Raw genomic sequence first — 14,408 nt, forward strand, 5'->3', positions numbered from 1 at the left:
CGACCACCGTGGCACCCAGTTCACGGACGATCAGGTCGTGTCCGGACAGCGCGGAGTCCACCAGGTCGGGGTCGAGCAGCCGCGGCGGGTTCACCGGGCGGTCCGCAGGTGTGCGGCGAAGTCCAGCAGTGCCGCGTACTGCTCGGGGAGTCCGGCCGGTCCGCCGTCCGGGTCCTTGAAGTAGAAGCCGAGTTCGGGCCGGGGCCCGGACAGGCCGGTCTCGTGGGCGCGGGCCAGCAGCCGGGCGAGGTCCAGGACCAGGGGGGCGGCCAGGGCCGAGTCGCAGCCCTGCCAGATGGTCTGGAGGACCATCCGCGAGCCGAGGAAGCCGTCGAAGGCGATGTGGTCCCAGGCCGTCTTCCAGTCCCCCATCGCCGGTACGTCGTCGATGTGCACCTCGCCCTCGGGAGCGGCGCCGAGTGTGTCGGCGAGCACCCGCGCCTTGCCGGCGTTCTTGGCCGCCGCGGCCGCCGGGTCGGCCAGTGCCGCCCCGTCGCCGCCGCCGAGCAGGTTCGTGCCGGACCAGGCGCGGACCGCCAGCGCCCGCTGGACGAACATCGGGGCGAGGACGGAGCGGAGCAGCGTCTGGCCGGTCTTGCCGTCGCGCCCGGCGTGGGGGAGCCCGCGGGACGCGGCGGCGTCACGCAGGTGCGGACTGTGCAGACCGGTGGACGGAGTGAAGTTGGCGTAGGCGCAGCCGGCCCGGAGGGCGGCAGCGGCGTAGAGGGAACTGGCGGGCAGTCGGGTGTCCCCGGCGCCGGGCGCGGGTTCGGTCGACGCGACGTTGACGACGACCGTACGGGCCAGTGCGTGGCGCCGGGTGAAGTCGTCGAGGTCGGTGGCGAAGGCGGTGACGAGCTCCTCGTCGGTGCGGGTGTCGCCGGGCAGGGGCCCGCCGGTGCGTATCTCCGCGTCGGCCGCCGCGAGTTCGGCCCGGACGGCGGAGGGCAGCCCGTGCGGCAGCACTCCCCCGGCCGCGAGGGCTTCGGCCCGCTTGGGCAGCGGGCAGTCGAGGGTGTCGTGTCCGCCGAAGACGAGGGAGGTCAGGGGTGGCAGCCCGCTGCCTGCGAAGGGCGGTGTCTCGGTGACCATGCCGGTCGCCGGGTGCAGGCCCGCCGCGACGGCGGCGCACCCCGCGGTGGCGGTGGTGGCGACGGAGCCGCGGGCTCCGATGAACCAGACTCCGGTACGAACGGCCTGTGCGGTCACGGACTGCCTCCCTGGGGGGATGAAGAGGGGTGGAGGGCGGTGGGGGGGGGGGCGCGGGCCCCCCCCCCCCCCCCCGGCGCCCGCCGGGGCCGGCTGCCCCCCCGGCCGCCCCGCCGCGCCGTGCCGGCCGGGCCCTCGGTGCGCTGCCCGCACACCGGTTCGGTTTGCGCGGAAGGGGCAAACCCTCCGTGCCGCGGGTTACCGCTCCGACTTGCGCAGCCGGAACGTGAGGGCCAGGCCCTCGTCCTCGAAGGGCGTGCCGTAGGTGTCGTCGGCCTCGCCCTGCGCGTAGTCCACGGCCAGCACCTCGTCCGTGATGAGGGAGGCGTGCGCGGTCAGTGCCTCGGCCGTGGCGGGGGAGGACGAGGTCCAGCGGACGGCGATGCGGTCCGCCACGTCCAGCCCGCTGTTCTTCCGCGCCTCCTGGATCAGCCGGATCGCGTCACGGGCCAGACCCGCCGCCCGCAGTTCCGGGGTGAGCTCCAGGTCCAGGGCGACCGTCGCGCCGGAGTCGGACGCGACCGACCAGCCCTCGCGCGGGGTCTCCGTGATGATGACCTCGTCGGGGGCGAGAGCGACCCGCTCGCCGTCGACCTCGACCGACGCCGTGCCCTCGCGCAGTGCCAGGGAGAGCGCCGCGGCGTCGGCCTCCGCGACGGCCTTGGCCACCGCCTGGACGCCCTTGCCGAACCGCTTGCCCAGGGCGCGGAAGTTCGCCTTGGCCGTGGTGTCGACCAGTGAGCCACCGACCTCCGAGAGCGAGGCCAGCGAGGCGACGTTCAGCTCCTCCGTGATCTGGGCGCGCAGCTCCGGCGTGAGCGACTCGAAGCCCGCCGCCGCGACCAGGGCCCGCGACAGGGGCTGGCGGGTCTTGACGCCCGACTCGGCGCGGGTGGCCCGGCCGAGCTCCACCAGGCGGCGCACCAGCGCCATCTGCGCGGACAGCGCCGGGTCGGCCGTCGCCGGGTCCGCCGCCGGCCAGGAGGAGAGGTGGACCGACTCCGGGGCGTCCGGGGTGACCGGGACGACCAGGTCCTGCCAGACCCGCTCCGTGATGAACGGGGTCAGCGGGGCCATCAGCCGGGTGACCGTCTCCACGACCTCGTGCAGGGTGCGCAGCGCCGCCTTGTCGCCCTGCCAGAAGCGGCGGCGGGAGCGGCGTACGTACCAGTTGGACAGGTCGTCGACGAACGCGGAGAGCAGCTTGCCGGCGCGCTGGGTGTCGTAGCCCTCCAGCGCCTGCGTGACCTGGTCCACCAGGGTGCCCAGCTCGCCCAGCAGCCAGCGGTCCAGGACCGTGCGCTCCGCGGGCGCCGGGTCGGCGGCCGAGGGCGCCCACCCGGACGTACGGGCGTACAGGGCCTGGAAGGCGACCGTGTTCCAGTACGTCAGGAGGGTCTTGCGGACGACCTCCTGGATCGTGCCGTGGCCCACGCGCCGCGCCGCCCAGGGAGAGCCGCCCGCCGCCATGAACCACCGCACCGCGTCGGCGCCGTGCTGGTCCATGAGGGGGATCGGCTGCAGGATGTTGCCCAGGTGCTTGGACATCTTGCGGCCGTCTTCGGCGAGGATGTGGCCGAGGCACACGACGTTCTCGTAACTGGACTCGTCGAAGACGAGGGTGCCGACCGCCATCAGCGTGTAGAACCAGCCGCGGGTCTGGTCGATGGCCTCCGAGATGAACTGCGCCGGGTAGCGGCTCTCGAAGATCTCCTTGTTCTTGTACGGGTAGCCCCACTGCGCGAACGGCATCGAACCCGAGTCGTACCAGGCGTCGATCACCTCGGGGACGCGGTACGCCTCCAGTTGGCAGTTCTCCTGGGTGCAGGTGAAGGTGATCTCGTCGATGAACGGGCGGTGCGGGTCCAGCTCCGACCGGTCGGTGCCGGTGAGCGCGGTGAGCTCGGCGCGGGAGCCGACACAGGTCAGGTGGCCGTCCTCGCAGCGCCAGATGGGCAGCGGAGTGCCCCAGTAGCGGTTGCGCGACAGCGCCCAGTCGACGTTGTTGTTCAGCCAGTCGCCGAACCGGCCGTTCTTGACCGAGTCGGGGAACCAGTTGGTCTTCTCGTTCTCCTGGAGCAGCCGGTCCTTGACGGCGGTCGTGCGGATGTACCAGGAGGGCTGCGCGTAGTACAGCAGCGCGGTGTGGCAGCGCCAGCAGTGCGGGTAGCTGTGCTCGTAGGGGACGTGGCGGAAGAGCTTGCCGCGGGCGTCGAGGTCACCGGTGAGGGTCTCGTCGGCCTTCTTGAAGAAGACGCCGCCGACCAGCGGCAGGTCCTCCTCGAACGTGCCGTCGGGACGGACCGGGTTCACGACCGGGAGGCCGTAGGAGCGGCAGACCAGGAGGTCGTCGGCGCCGAAGGCGGGGGACTGGTGGACCAGACCCGTGCCGTCCTCCGTCGTGACGTACTCGGCGTTGACGACGTAGTGCGCCTCGGCGGGGAACTCCACGAGCTGGAACGGGCGCTCGTACGTCCAGCGCTCCATCTCCCGGCCGGTGAACGACTCACCGGTGAGCTCCCAGCCCTCGCCGAGCGCCTTCTCGACCAGGGGACGGGCGACGACCAGCTTCTCCCCGCCGTCCGTCGCGACGACGTAGTCGACGTCCGGGTGGGCGGCGACGGCCGTGTTCGACACCAGGGTCCACGGCGTGGTCGTCCAGACGAGCAGCGCGGCCTCGCCGGCCAGCGGGCCGCTCGTCAGCGGGAAGCGGACGAAGACGGACGGGTCGACGACCGTCTCGTAGCCCTGGGCCAGCTCGTGGTCGGAGAGGCCCGTGCCGCAGCGGGGGCACCACGGGGCGACGCGGTGGTCCTGGACCAGCAGGCCCTTGTCGAAGATCTTCTTCAGCGACCACCACACGGAGTCGACGTACTCCGGGTCCATGGTGCGGTAGGCGTCGTCCAGGTCGACCCAGTAGCCCATGCGGGTCGTGAGCTCGGCGAAGGCGTCGGTGTGGCGGGTCACGGACTCGCGGCACCGGGCGTTGAACTCGGCGATGCCGTACGCCTCGATGTCCTTCTTGCCGTTGAAGCCCAGCTCCTTCTCCACCGCGAGCTCGACCGGCAGGCCGTGGCAGTCCCAGCCGGCCTTGCGGCCGACGTGGTAGCCCTGCATCGTGCGGAAGCGCGGGAAGACGTCCTTGAAGACGCGGGCCTCGATGTGGTGGGCCCCGGGCATGCCGTTGGCGGTGGGCGGGCCCTCGTAGAAGACCCACTCGGGGCGCCCCTCGGACTGCTGGAGGCTCTTGCCGAAGACCTTGCTGTCGCGCCAGAAGTCGAGCACGGCGTGCTCGAGGGCGGGCAGGTCGACCTGGGCGGGCACCTGGCGGTACTGCGGCGTTGTCATGTGCGGCTTCCTCCGGCGGACGTCTTCCACTTCCGTCGGAGGGACGAGACCCGTCACCGGCTCCCGCGGTACCACCCTCCTTGGCCCCCGGCGCGTGTGCCCGACGGCCCCCTCATTGGGGTCGCGATGCCGGTTCTACTGGCCTTGCGGTCGCGGGCGGGGCCCACGGTCCACAGCGTTCTTCCGGCGGCTCCGGGGTGATCTTCACGGCGCGCTCGCCCCCGGGCTCCCACCGTCCCCGGGTCGCTGCTGGCTGCGTACGACGCTACTCGTCCCATCCATGCCTTTCGCTGCGGCCAGTGTACGGGCCCGTACGGGCGACGGCCGACCGGTTCGTCCGCGGGGCGCCGTGTGACCCGAATGGCCAGGGGCGGCGGACCGGTTCGCGGAGGGTGTCCGGGAGCGGATTACCGGGCCGCGAGCTGGGCACAACGCTTGGAGGTGCGCCGATGCCCGGCCACGGGAGGGGGCGAACCGGCGGCGTGGCCCGTTGCCGCGGAGCTGGGGCCGATTTATCGTCCCAGCACGATTCGCGTGCAAGATCACAAAATGTGAAGGGGCCGCGGCCATGGTGGCGAAGAAGACCGCCGTATCGAGAACGGCGTCCGAGAGTTCCACGGTCGCGGCGGCCGGGGAGGCGCCCGCGGAGGCGAGCATGGAGGGGCCGTCCGCAAGGGCGGACGCCGGTGACACGGCGGGCCGTCCGCCGGCCGGGGAGGAACCGGCCGATCCGGACCCGGCGCACGACGTGCCGGGCGGGGAGGGCACGGCGAAGAAGAGCACGACCAGGAAGAAGCCGGCCAGGAAGGCTTCGAAGAAGGCGACGGGGGCGGCGCAGGCCGCCGAGCAGACAGGAGCCCAGACGGTGGCAGCCAAGAAGAGTGTCGGCCGGACCACGACCGTCCCGGAGGACGGTGCCGGCGCGGTGCCGCCCGCCCGGGCCGCCGCCACGCCCCCCGGGGAGCTGGCGGTCAGGCCGGGCGAGGACCCCTGGACCTCCGAGGAGGTCGCCGCGGCCCGCACGGAGCTGACCGGGGAGGTCGTGCGCCTGCGCGACGAGCTGGAGGCGTCCGGCGCGGCGCTGGCCGGACTGATGCGGGACTCCGGCGACGGAGCCGGTGACGACGAGGCGGACACCGGCACGAAGAACATCACCCGCGAGCACGAGCTGTCGCTGGCGGCGCACGCCCAGGAGACGCTGGAGCAGACCGAGCGCGCCCTGGCGCGGCTCGACGCGGGTACCTACGGCCTGTGCGAGGTCTGCGGCAAACCGATCGGCAAGGCCCGGATGCAGGCCTTCCCCCGGGCCACGCTCTGCGTGGAGGACAAGCAGAAGCAGGAGCGGCGGGGCTGACCCCCCGGGTGTGTCGTACCCTCGTCCTCAGTCAGGCACCTAGGTTGAGGGACTCACGTGACAGAGGCGGAGCGCATCATCGGTACGCCGGACATCCCCGACGCCGAGGGGGCTGACGGGGCGGAGTCCCGGCCGGCCGCCGAGGAGACCGGGCCGGCCGGCGGCCGGGGCGGGAAGAAGAAGATCCTCGTGCTCCTCGGCGTGGCCGTGCTGGCCTACCTCCTGGACCTGGCCAGCAAGATGGTCGTGGTCGCGAAGCTGGAGCACCAGGAGCCCGTCGAGATCCTCGGCGACTGGCTGAAGCTCGACGCCATCCGGAACGCGGGCGCCGCCTTCGGCTTCGGTGAGGCGTTCACCGTGATCTTCACCGTCATCGCGGCCGGCGTGATCGTCGTCATCGCGCGCCTCGCCCGCAAGCTGTACAGCCTGCCGTGGGCCATCGCCCTCGGCCTGCTGCTCGGGGGAGCGCTCGGCAATCTCACCGACCGCGTCTTCCGCGCGCCCGGAGTGTTCGAAGGCGCGGTGGTCGACTTCATCGCCCCCGCGCACTTCGCCGTCTTCAACCTCGCCGACTCCGCGATCGTGTGCGGCGGGATCCTCATCGTCATCCTCTCCTTCAAGGGCCTGGACCCCGACGGCACCGTGCACAAGGACTAGCGGGCGCAAGGCATACTCGACGGGTGAGTACGTATCCCGAGGTCCGCACCCTGCCCGTTCCGGACGGCCTGGAGGGCGAGCGTGTCGACGCCGCCATCTCCCGGATGTTCGGTTTCTCCCGCACCAAGGCCGCCGAGCTGGCCGCTGCCGGGAAGGTCCAGGTGGACGGTGCGGTGGCCGGGAAGTCCGAGCGGGTGCACGGCGGTGCCTGGCTGGAAGTGGAGATGCCGCAGGCACCCGCTCCGGTCCAGGTCGTCGCCGAGCCCGTCGAGGGCATGGAGATCGTGCACGACGACGACGACATCGTCGTCATCATGAAGCCGGTCGGTGTCGCCGCCCACCCCAGCCCGGGCTGGACCGGCACCACCGTCATCGGCGGCCTCGCCGCGGCCGGCTACCGCATCTCGACCTCGGGCGCGGCCGAGCGCCAGGGCATCGTGCACCGGCTGGACGTCGGCACCTCCGGCCTGATGGTCGTCGCCAAGTCGGAGCGGGCCTACACACTGCTCAAGGCCCAGTTCCGGGACCGCGTGGTCGAGAAGAAGTACCACGCGCTGGTCCAGGGCCACCCGGATCCCATGAGCGGCACCATCGACGCCCCCATCGGGCGCCACCCGCAGCACGACTACAAGTGGGCCGTCACCGCGGAGGGCAAGCCCTCCGTGACGCACTACGACCTCATCGAGGCCTACCGCGCGGCCAGCCTGCTCGACATCAAGCTGGAGACGGGCCGCACCCACCAGATCCGGGTCCACATGTCCGCCCACCGCCACCCGTGCGCGGGCGACCTCACCTACGGCGCCGACCCGACGATGGCCAAACGCCTCGGCCTGACCCGGCAGTGGCTGCACGCGGTCCGCCTCGGCTTCGAGCACCCCGCCGACGGCTCCTGGGTCGAGTTCTCCAGCACCTACCCCGACGACCTCCAGCACGCCCTCGACACCATCGCGGCGGAGAGCGAATGAAGCCCGGCACGACCCCGTACAGCACGCGCCGGGCCGTCGGCGACAGCGACCTCGCCGCCTGCTTCCGGATACGCAAGGACGTCTTCGTCGGCGAGCAGCGGGTGCCCGAGGAGATCGAGTACGACGCCCACGACGCCACGGCGGTGCACGTCCTGGCCGTCGCCGAGGACGGCTCGGGCCTCGGCACGGGCCGGCTCCTCCACGGCGCGGCGGCGGCCGGCAGGACCGGCGGCGACCTCACCGTCGGCTCGCTCGGCAGGCTCGCCGTGACCCGCGGGGCCCGCGGCCTCGGCGTCGGTGCCGCGCTCGTCCGCGCTATCGAGCGGGAGGCGCGCACGCTCGGCCTGACCGGCGTCGACCTGCACGCCCAGACACACGCGCTCGGCTTCTACGAGCGGCTCGGCTACGTGGCCTACGGTCCGGAGTTCCCGGACGCCGGCATTCCGCACCGGGCCATGCGCCGCGCGCTGTGACGTGCGCCGCGCCCGGGGGGCGTGCGCTCCCCGCATCCCGGCATGGCAGGCTTGAGGGCCTGACCTGCTGATCACCGGGCCCCCGGGTCCGGGCGCGCCGCGGAAGGCACATCGTGGACCAACTGGCACTGCTGCTCACGCTGCTGCTCGGAGCGGTGGTCACGGTGCCGCTGGGGGAGCGCCTGGGTCTGCCCGCCCCGGTGCTGATGACGCTCGCCGGCATCGGCATGGCGTTCGCCAGTTTCGTCCCCGACGTGGACATCCCGCCGGAGATCATCCTTCCCGCCCTGCTGCCCCCGCTCCTGTACGCCTCCGTGCAGCGCACCTCGTGGCGGCAGTTCGCGGCGAACAAACGGCCCATCTTCCTGCTCGCGGTCGCCCTCGTCTTCGTCACGACGGCGGCCGTCGCCGCGGTCGCCGACGCGATCGTCCCCGGGCTGCCGATCGCCGCGGCGGTCGCCCTGGGCGCCCTCGTGGCCCCGCCGGACCCGGTCGCGGCGACGGCCGTGGCGGGCTCCGTCGGCCTGCCGCGCAGGCTCGTGTCGATCCTGGAGGGCGAGGGGCTGTTCAACGACGTCACGGCCATCGTGCTCTACCACGTGGCGATCGCCGCCGCCGTGAGCGGCACGTTCTCCCTGCCCGCCGCGTTCGGCCTGCTCGTCCTGTCCGCCGTCGTCGCCGTCGTGGTGGGCCTGGTGCTCGGCTGGCTGACCATCAAGCTGATGGGCCTGCTGGGCGACGCCACCCTCCAGGTCGGCCTGACCCTGCTCGTGCCGTTCGCGAGTTACGTGCTGGCCGAGGAGCTGATGGGGTCCGGCGTGCTCGCCGTCCTCACCACGGCCCTCTTCCTCGCCGAGCACACCGCGGACGCCGACGACGTCCTCGGCCGGCTCACCGGCCGGTCCTTCTGGAACATCGTCGACACGCTCGTCACCGGTGTCGCCTTCGGCCTGATCGGCCTCGAACTGCACAGCGTCTTCGGGACCGCCGACGGGCGGGAGCTGCGGCTGCTCGGCTGGGGCCTCGCGATCGTCGCGGTCGTCGTCGGCGTCCGCCTCCTGTGGCTGCTGCCCGCGACCTGGCTGGCCAAGCGGCTGCACACCCTGCGCGACTACAGCGAGGAGATCCCCACCAGCTGGCGGGAGACCGTCGTCATGTGGTGGGCCGGGATGCGCGGTGTGGCCTCGGTCGCACTGGCCCTCGCCATCCCGCTGGAGACCGACGACGGCAGGCCGTTCCCCGGCCGGGACGAGATCGTCTTCATCGCCTTCGCCGTCGTCATGGCCACCCTCGTCGTGCAGGGCCTGACCCTTCCGTGGCTCGTGCGCACGCTGGGTGTGCGTGCGGACACCCAGGCCGAGCAGGCATTGGAGCACGATCTCGCCGTCCGCGCGGCGAAGGCCGCCAAGCAGCGGCTCAAGGAGGTCCAGACCGACGAGGACTTCCCCGACGAGGTGCTGGAGCGGCTGCAGCGCGCCGCGTACGACATCGGGGCCCGGATCAGCCCGGACATGGTCGACGAGGAACGGCGTGAGGCCTACGCGCAGCGCGCCGAGCGGTTCCGGGCGGTCAGCCGGGTGCAGCGCGAGATGCTCTCGGCGGCCCGGCACGAGGTGCTCGCCGCCCGCAACGAGCCGGGCTCGGACCCGGAGGTCGTCGACCGGGTGCTCCGGTACCTGGACGTGCGCAGCCTGCGCTGAGCGTCCCACCGGACTCGTCCGGCCGCGGCCCGTGCGGTTCAGCCGCGGCCCGTGCGGGGGGCGGCCGCGCTGCCCGGTGCGGGCACCCGGTTGGTGTCCGAGCCGTCGAGCCCGGGCCACCGGTCGGCCGGCGGGACCGCCGCCTGGGCCGTCACGACGCGCGGCAGGGCGTACGGGTGCTGGTCCCGGAGCCAGCCGATCAGCTGCTCCCGCACGGCACACCGCACGGTCCAGATGTCGTCGGCGTCCTTCGCGGTGACCACGGCCCGCACCTCGATCGTCGTGGGGGTGGTGTCCGTCACGGCCAGGGACCAGTCGCGACCGTCCCAGGCGGCGCAGTCGCCGAGGATGTCGCGCAGCCGCTCGCGCATCGCGGCGATGGGCGCGGAGTGGTCGAGCTGGAAGAAGACCGTGCCGGTCATCTGGGCACCACCGCGCGACCAGTTCTCGAAGGGCTGGCTCGTGAAGTACGACACGGGCATGGTGATCCGTCGCTCGTCCCAGGTGCGCACCGTCAGGAAGGTGAGCGTGATCTCGTCCACGGTGCCCCACTCGCCGTCCACGACCACCGTGTCGCCGAGGCGGACCATGTCGCCGAAGGCGATCTGGAACCCGGCGAAGAGGTTGCCCAGCGTGGACTGGGCCGCGATACCGGCGACGATGCCGAGGACGCCGGCCGAGGCGAGCATCGACGTGCCGACCGTGCGCATCGCCGGGAAGGTCAGCAGCATCGCGGCGACCGCGACCGTCGTGACGACCGCGGTGACCACGCGCTGGATGAGCGTGACCTGTGTGCGGACCCGGCGCACCCGGGCCGGGTCGCGGGTGGCCGCCGCGTAGCGGGCGTACGTGGAGTCCACGACGGTGGCGGCCACCCGCACCACCAGCCAGGCGGAGGCCGCGATCAGCACCAGCGTCAGGACCTGGCCGATCGCCCCGCGGTGGTCCCGCACGGCGTGGAGCCGGATCTGGCCGTAACTGGCCCGCAGCAGGGCGGTGCACAGGACCACCTGCAGCGGGGGGCGGCAGAGCCGCAGCAACCCCCACAGCGGTGTGTCGTGGCGCCGGCTGCTGTCCGCCCGGCGGAGCAGAAGATCCACCAGCCACCCCAGCAACAGGGTGACAGCCAGCGAACCGCCCAGCACGAGCAGCGGTCGCAGTACGTTCTCCATTCCGTGGTCCTCCAGGAGTCAGGGGCACAGCTGGCACCATGGGACGCATGAACATCATGCTTTTCCACTCGACCTACGGTCTGCGGCCCGCCGTGCACGGGGCTGCCGACCGGCTGCGTGCGGCCGGGCACGAGGTGCGCGTGCCCGATCTCTTCGAGGGGCACACCTTCGACACGGTCGAGGAGGCCATGGCCTTCAGGGACCAGGTGGGCAAGGACGAGCTGCTCAAGCGTGCCGTCCTGGCCGCCGCCCCCTACTCCGACCAGGGCCTCGTGTACGCGGGCTTCTCGTTCGGCGCGTCGGTGGCGCAGACCCTGGCGCTCGGCGACGCGCAGGCCCGCGGGCTGCTGATGCTCCACGGCACCTCGGACATCGCGGAGAACGCCTCCGTGGACGAGCTGCCCGTGCAGCTGCACGTCGCCGACCCCGATCCGTACGAGACGGCCGACTGGCTGAACAGCTGGTACCTCCAGATGCAGCGCGCCGGTGCGGACGTGGAGGTCTACCGCTACCGGGGGGCCGGGCACCTGTTCACCGACCCGGAGCTGCCGGACCACGACGAGGCCTCGGCCGAACTGGCCTGGAAGGTCTCCCTCGGATTCCTCGCCACGCTGTAGCCGGGCGGGCAGCCGGACCGGGGCCCCGCCCGGGGGTGCGGGGCCCGGGGGGTCAGCGGACGGGGGCGTCGGCCCGCTCGACCCTCTGCGTGCCGTTGCGCGTGCGGTAGGAGCGCGCCCAGGACGCCGTGGCGTCCTTCCTGGTCTTGTCCGAGACCACGTAGTAGTCCATCTGCGAGCGCTCGGCGGTCACGTCCAGGACGCCGTAGCCGTGCGAGTCCAGGTCGACCCACTTCACGTGGCGGTTGGCCGCCTGCACCGCCGCGGCGGCGACCACGGAGACCGTCTGCGGGGCGACCCGCAGGATGTCGTCCAGGTTGTCGGACGTCACCGACGTCACCACGAACTCGGCGGCCGCGGACGCCGACAGCGGGTACGTCGCCGCCTTCACGGGCACGTCGTTGGCCCAGGCCATGTGGATGTCGCCGGTCAGGAAGACGGTGTTCCTGACCGACCGCTCCCGCAGGTGCGCGATCAGCTCCCTGCGGTCGTCCGTGTAGCCGTCCCACTGGTCGACGTTGACCGCGAGCCCTTCGGCGGGAAGCCCGAGCAGCTCGGCGAGCGGTGCCAGCAGATGGGCCGGCAGGGCGCCGAAGGCGACCGGCGAGATCATCACCGAGGTGCCGACGAGCTTCCAGGTGGCGTCCGACGCCGCCAGACCGGCCTTCAGCCAGTCCAGCTGCGCCCGGCCGGTGATGGAGCGCTCGGGGTCGTCGACGGCGCCGTCGCCTATGGAGGCCTGCTCGGAGCGGAAGCTGCGCAGGTCCAGGAGGTGCAGCTCGGCCAGGTTCCCGAAGTTCAGCCGCCGGTAGACGGTGCCCTCGGTGGAGGCGCGCACCGGCATCCACTCGAAGTACGCCTGCTTCGCCGCGGCCATCCTGGCCCCCCACGCGCCCTCCGTGCCCGGGGTGTGGTTCTCGGCTCCGCCGGACCAGGCGTCGTTGGCGAACTCGTGGTCGTCCCAGATGGCGATCACGGGGTGGGCGGCGTGCAGCGCCTGGAGGTCGCTGTCCGTCTTGTACGTGCCGTGCCGGGTGCGGTAGTCGGCGAGGGTCAGGATCTCGTGGAGCGGGGCGTGCGGGCGCACGACGGTGTCCCGCGTCGGGTAGCCCCCCGACGCGTACTCGTAGATGTAGTCGCCCAGATGCAGGACGGCGTCCAGGTCGCGGCGGGCCGCGAGGTGGCGGTAGGGGGAGAACCAGCCGGCCTCCCAGTTCGCGCAGGAGACCACGCCGAAGCGGATCCCGGGGACGGCCGCACCGGTGGCGGGCGCCGTGCGGGTGCGGCCCACGGGCGAGAGGACCCCCTGCCCGCCCTCCGGTCCGCCGGGCGCCGCCGCGAAGCGGAACCAGTACGTCGTCGCCGGGCGCAGTCCCCGCACGTCGGCCTTGACGGTGTGGTCGGTGCCGGCCCGCGCGACGGCGGTGCCGCGGGCGGTGACCCGGGAGAAGGCACTGTCCTCGGCGATCTCCCAGATCACCGCCGTGTCGGCGCCGAGGCCCGAGCCGGGCACGGCCTCCGGGGCGGGGGTGACGCGGGTCCACAGGAGTACACCGTCGGGCAGGGGGTCGCCGGAGGCGACGCCGTGCAGGAAGGCCGGGCCGTCGGCGGCGCGGGCGCTGGTGGTGGCGGCGAGCACGGGGGCGGCTACCGCGGTGGCGGCCGCGGCCTTGACGACCGTGCGGCGGCTGGGGGAGGCAAGGAGGTCTCGTCTGGTCACGGACGAGCACCCTACTGGCGCGTAGGGCGCACGGACGGGCGAACGGAGGAAGTTCGCCCGTCCGTCGGCCGGACGGCGCCCGCACTTACGCTGCCGTACCCCCTGGGGCCGCGAGTCCTCCCGGCGGGCCGCCGGAGCCGAGGGCCGCCGGCCGCCCGCGGGGGCGGGGTCAGCCCTTCAGGGCCTTCGTGATCGCCGCGTCGAACTCGGCCACCGTCATCGGAGCGTTCTTGCTGCCCTCGGCGGTGACGGTCTCGCCGTCCATCTTGAGCGTCGGCGTGCCCTGGACGCCGCTCTTGTCGAAGGCCTTGGACATCTTCATGGCCCAGGCGTCGTACGTACCGTCCTCGACGGCCTTCCTGAACGCGGCGTTGCCCTTCAGCGCGTCCACGGTGTCCGCCACCTCGATCAGGTAGTCGTCCTCGGCGAACTTGTCGCTCGTCTCCTCGGGGTGGTACTTCGCGGAGTACAGCGCCGCCTTGTAGTCCAGGAACGCCTCCGGGCTCACGTCGAGCGCCGCGCCGAGGGCGCTCAGGGCGTTCTTGGAGCCCTCGCCGCTGTCGGAGTTGTCGATGAACGTCGCGCCCACGTACTTGATCTTGTACTTGCCGGCCTCGACGTCCTTCGCGACCGTCTCGCCGACGGTCTGCTCGAACGTGGCGCAGATCGGGCAGCGGGAGTCCTCGTACAGCTCGAGGGTCTTCTTGGCGCTCGACTTGCCGATCACGACGGTCGTGCCGTCGTCGCCCGAGGTGTTCTTGGGGGCGGTGACGTTCTTCGCGTCGGCCGCGGCCTCCCAGGCGGAGGGCTTGTTCAGCTGCATCACGCCGTAGCTGACGGCTCCGGCGATCGCGAGGACGGCGACGACCGAGACGCCGACGATGATCTGCTTGCGGGTCCTGTCCTTCCTGGCCTGACGCTCGCGCTCCTCGCGCAGCCGCTCGCGGGCGGCGGACTTGTGGGCCTGGCTGTTGCGCTTGCTCATGGGGATACTCCGTGACGGTGGGGTGGCTCGGGGTTCTGCCGGGGATCAGGCGGTGGCGCCGACGGATCCCGGAGGCCCTCTGCGCCCCACGCAGTGCACGAGCAGCCGGGCGGCGAAGTAGCACGATGGCCGTCACCGCAGAGATTTCCGCAGCCCGTCCGTCGACGGCCACGTCCCGGGCGGGCGCGGTCGCGGTGACGGCCGCGCT

At 72.7% G+C, this 14,408-nt stretch carries 11 protein-coding genes; 6 read left to right on the plus strand and 5 right to left on the minus strand.

Features of this window, described 5'->3' with window-relative positions; all coding sequences use genetic code 11:
* Positions 1-90: 90 nt before the first annotated feature.
* Both ABZ371_RS18365 and ileS read right to left on the minus strand, forming a co-directional pair.
* Positions 91-1,209, minus strand: a complete 1,119-nt coding sequence (locus tag ABZ371_RS18365) for an inositol-3-phosphate synthase (protein WP_358680408.1) — start codon at positions 1,207-1,209, stop codon at positions 91-93.
* 198 nt (positions 1,210-1,407) lie between these two features.
* Positions 1,408-4,557, minus strand: coding sequence for an isoleucine--tRNA ligase (ileS, locus tag ABZ371_RS18370; RefSeq protein ID WP_358680411.1), 3,150 nt, complete (start codon positions 4,555-4,557; stop codon positions 1,408-1,410).
* Positions 4,558-5,125: 568 nt separating this feature from the next.
* On the opposite strand from ileS, the gene ABZ371_RS18375 reads away from it, so the two are divergent.
* The 5 genes from ABZ371_RS18375 (at position 5,126) to ABZ371_RS18395 (ending at position 9,706) form a co-directional block, all read left to right on the plus strand.
* A complete protein-coding gene (locus tag ABZ371_RS18375; protein WP_358680414.1) occupies positions 5,126-5,911 on the plus strand; it encodes a TraR/DksA C4-type zinc finger protein in 786 nt (261 codons plus the stop codon).
* Between the two features lie 57 nt (positions 5,912-5,968).
* Complete coding sequence (lspA, locus tag ABZ371_RS18380; RefSeq protein ID WP_358680417.1) at positions 5,969-6,568, plus strand: signal peptidase II; 600 nt, start codon at positions 5,969-5,971, stop codon at positions 6,566-6,568.
* Between the two features lie 23 nt (positions 6,569-6,591).
* Positions 6,592-7,533: an RluA family pseudouridine synthase gene (locus tag ABZ371_RS18385; RefSeq protein ID WP_358680419.1), complete on the plus strand. Its 942-nt coding sequence runs from the start codon at positions 6,592-6,594 to the stop codon at positions 7,531-7,533.
* On the plus strand, positions 7,530-8,006 hold the full coding sequence (locus tag ABZ371_RS18390) for a GNAT family N-acetyltransferase (RefSeq protein WP_358680422.1): 477 nt from the start codon (positions 7,530-7,532) through the stop codon (positions 8,004-8,006). The genes ABZ371_RS18385 and ABZ371_RS18390 overlap by 4 nt, the downstream gene beginning before the upstream one ends.
* Before the next feature lie 113 nt (positions 8,007-8,119).
* Positions 8,120-9,706: a Na+/H+ antiporter gene (locus ABZ371_RS18395; RefSeq protein ID WP_358680425.1), complete on the plus strand. Its 1,587-nt coding sequence runs from the start codon at positions 8,120-8,122 to the stop codon at positions 9,704-9,706.
* A gap of 38 nt (positions 9,707-9,744) precedes the next feature.
* Here the strand turns inward: ABZ371_RS18395 and ABZ371_RS18400 are convergent, their stop codons facing one another.
* Positions 9,745-10,878: a mechanosensitive ion channel domain-containing protein gene (locus ABZ371_RS18400; RefSeq protein ID WP_358680428.1), complete on the minus strand. Its 1,134-nt coding sequence runs from the start codon at positions 10,876-10,878 to the stop codon at positions 9,745-9,747.
* A gap of 38 nt (positions 10,879-10,916) precedes the next feature.
* Here ABZ371_RS18400 and ABZ371_RS18405 point away from each other — a divergent pair, with 38 nt between their 5' ends.
* Entirely contained in the window at positions 10,917-11,495 is a 579-nt protein-coding gene (locus tag ABZ371_RS18405) for a dienelactone hydrolase family protein (protein ID WP_358680431.1), read from the plus strand.
* 52 nt (positions 11,496-11,547) lie between these two features.
* On the opposite strand, the gene ABZ371_RS18410 is transcribed toward ABZ371_RS18405, so the two are convergent.
* Both ABZ371_RS18410 and ABZ371_RS18415 read right to left on the minus strand, forming a co-directional pair.
* Complete coding sequence (locus ABZ371_RS18410) at positions 11,548-13,215, minus strand: alkaline phosphatase D family protein (RefSeq protein WP_358680434.1); 1,668 nt, start codon at positions 13,213-13,215, stop codon at positions 11,548-11,550.
* A 169-nt stretch (positions 13,216-13,384) separates the two neighbouring features.
* Entirely contained in the window at positions 13,385-14,200 is an 816-nt protein-coding gene (locus tag ABZ371_RS18415) for a DsbA family protein (RefSeq protein WP_358680437.1), read from the minus strand.
* Positions 14,201-14,408: the final 208 nt, after the last annotated feature.

The sequence above is a fragment of the Streptomyces sp. NPDC005899 genome, assembly GCF_040629645.1.
GTDB lineage: Bacteria > Actinomycetota > Actinomycetes > Streptomycetales > Streptomycetaceae > Streptomyces.

Bases quoted from the DNA above. Each gene is read 5' to 3' on its own strand.
- ABZ371_RS18405 (WP_358680431.1), top strand. From the start codon at position 10,917: ATGGGACGCATGAACATCATGCTTTTCCACTCGACCTACGGTCTGCGG.
- ABZ371_RS18375 (WP_358680414.1), top strand. From the start codon at position 5,126: ATGGTGGCGAAGAAGACCGCCGTATCGAGAACGGCGTCCGAGAGTTCC.
- ABZ371_RS18390 (WP_358680422.1), top strand. From the start codon at position 7,530: ATGAAGCCCGGCACGACCCCGTACAGCACGCGCCGGGCCGTCGGCGAC.
- ABZ371_RS18415 (WP_358680437.1), bottom strand. From the start codon at position 14,200: ATGAGCAAGCGCAACAGCCAGGCCCACAAGTCCGCCGCCCGCGAGCGG.
- ileS (WP_358680411.1), bottom strand. From the start codon at position 4,557: ATGACAACGCCGCAGTACCGCCAGGTGCCCGCCCAGGTCGACCTGCCC.
- ABZ371_RS18400 (WP_358680428.1), bottom strand. From the start codon at position 10,878: ATGGAGAACGTACTGCGACCGCTGCTCGTGCTGGGCGGTTCGCTGGCT.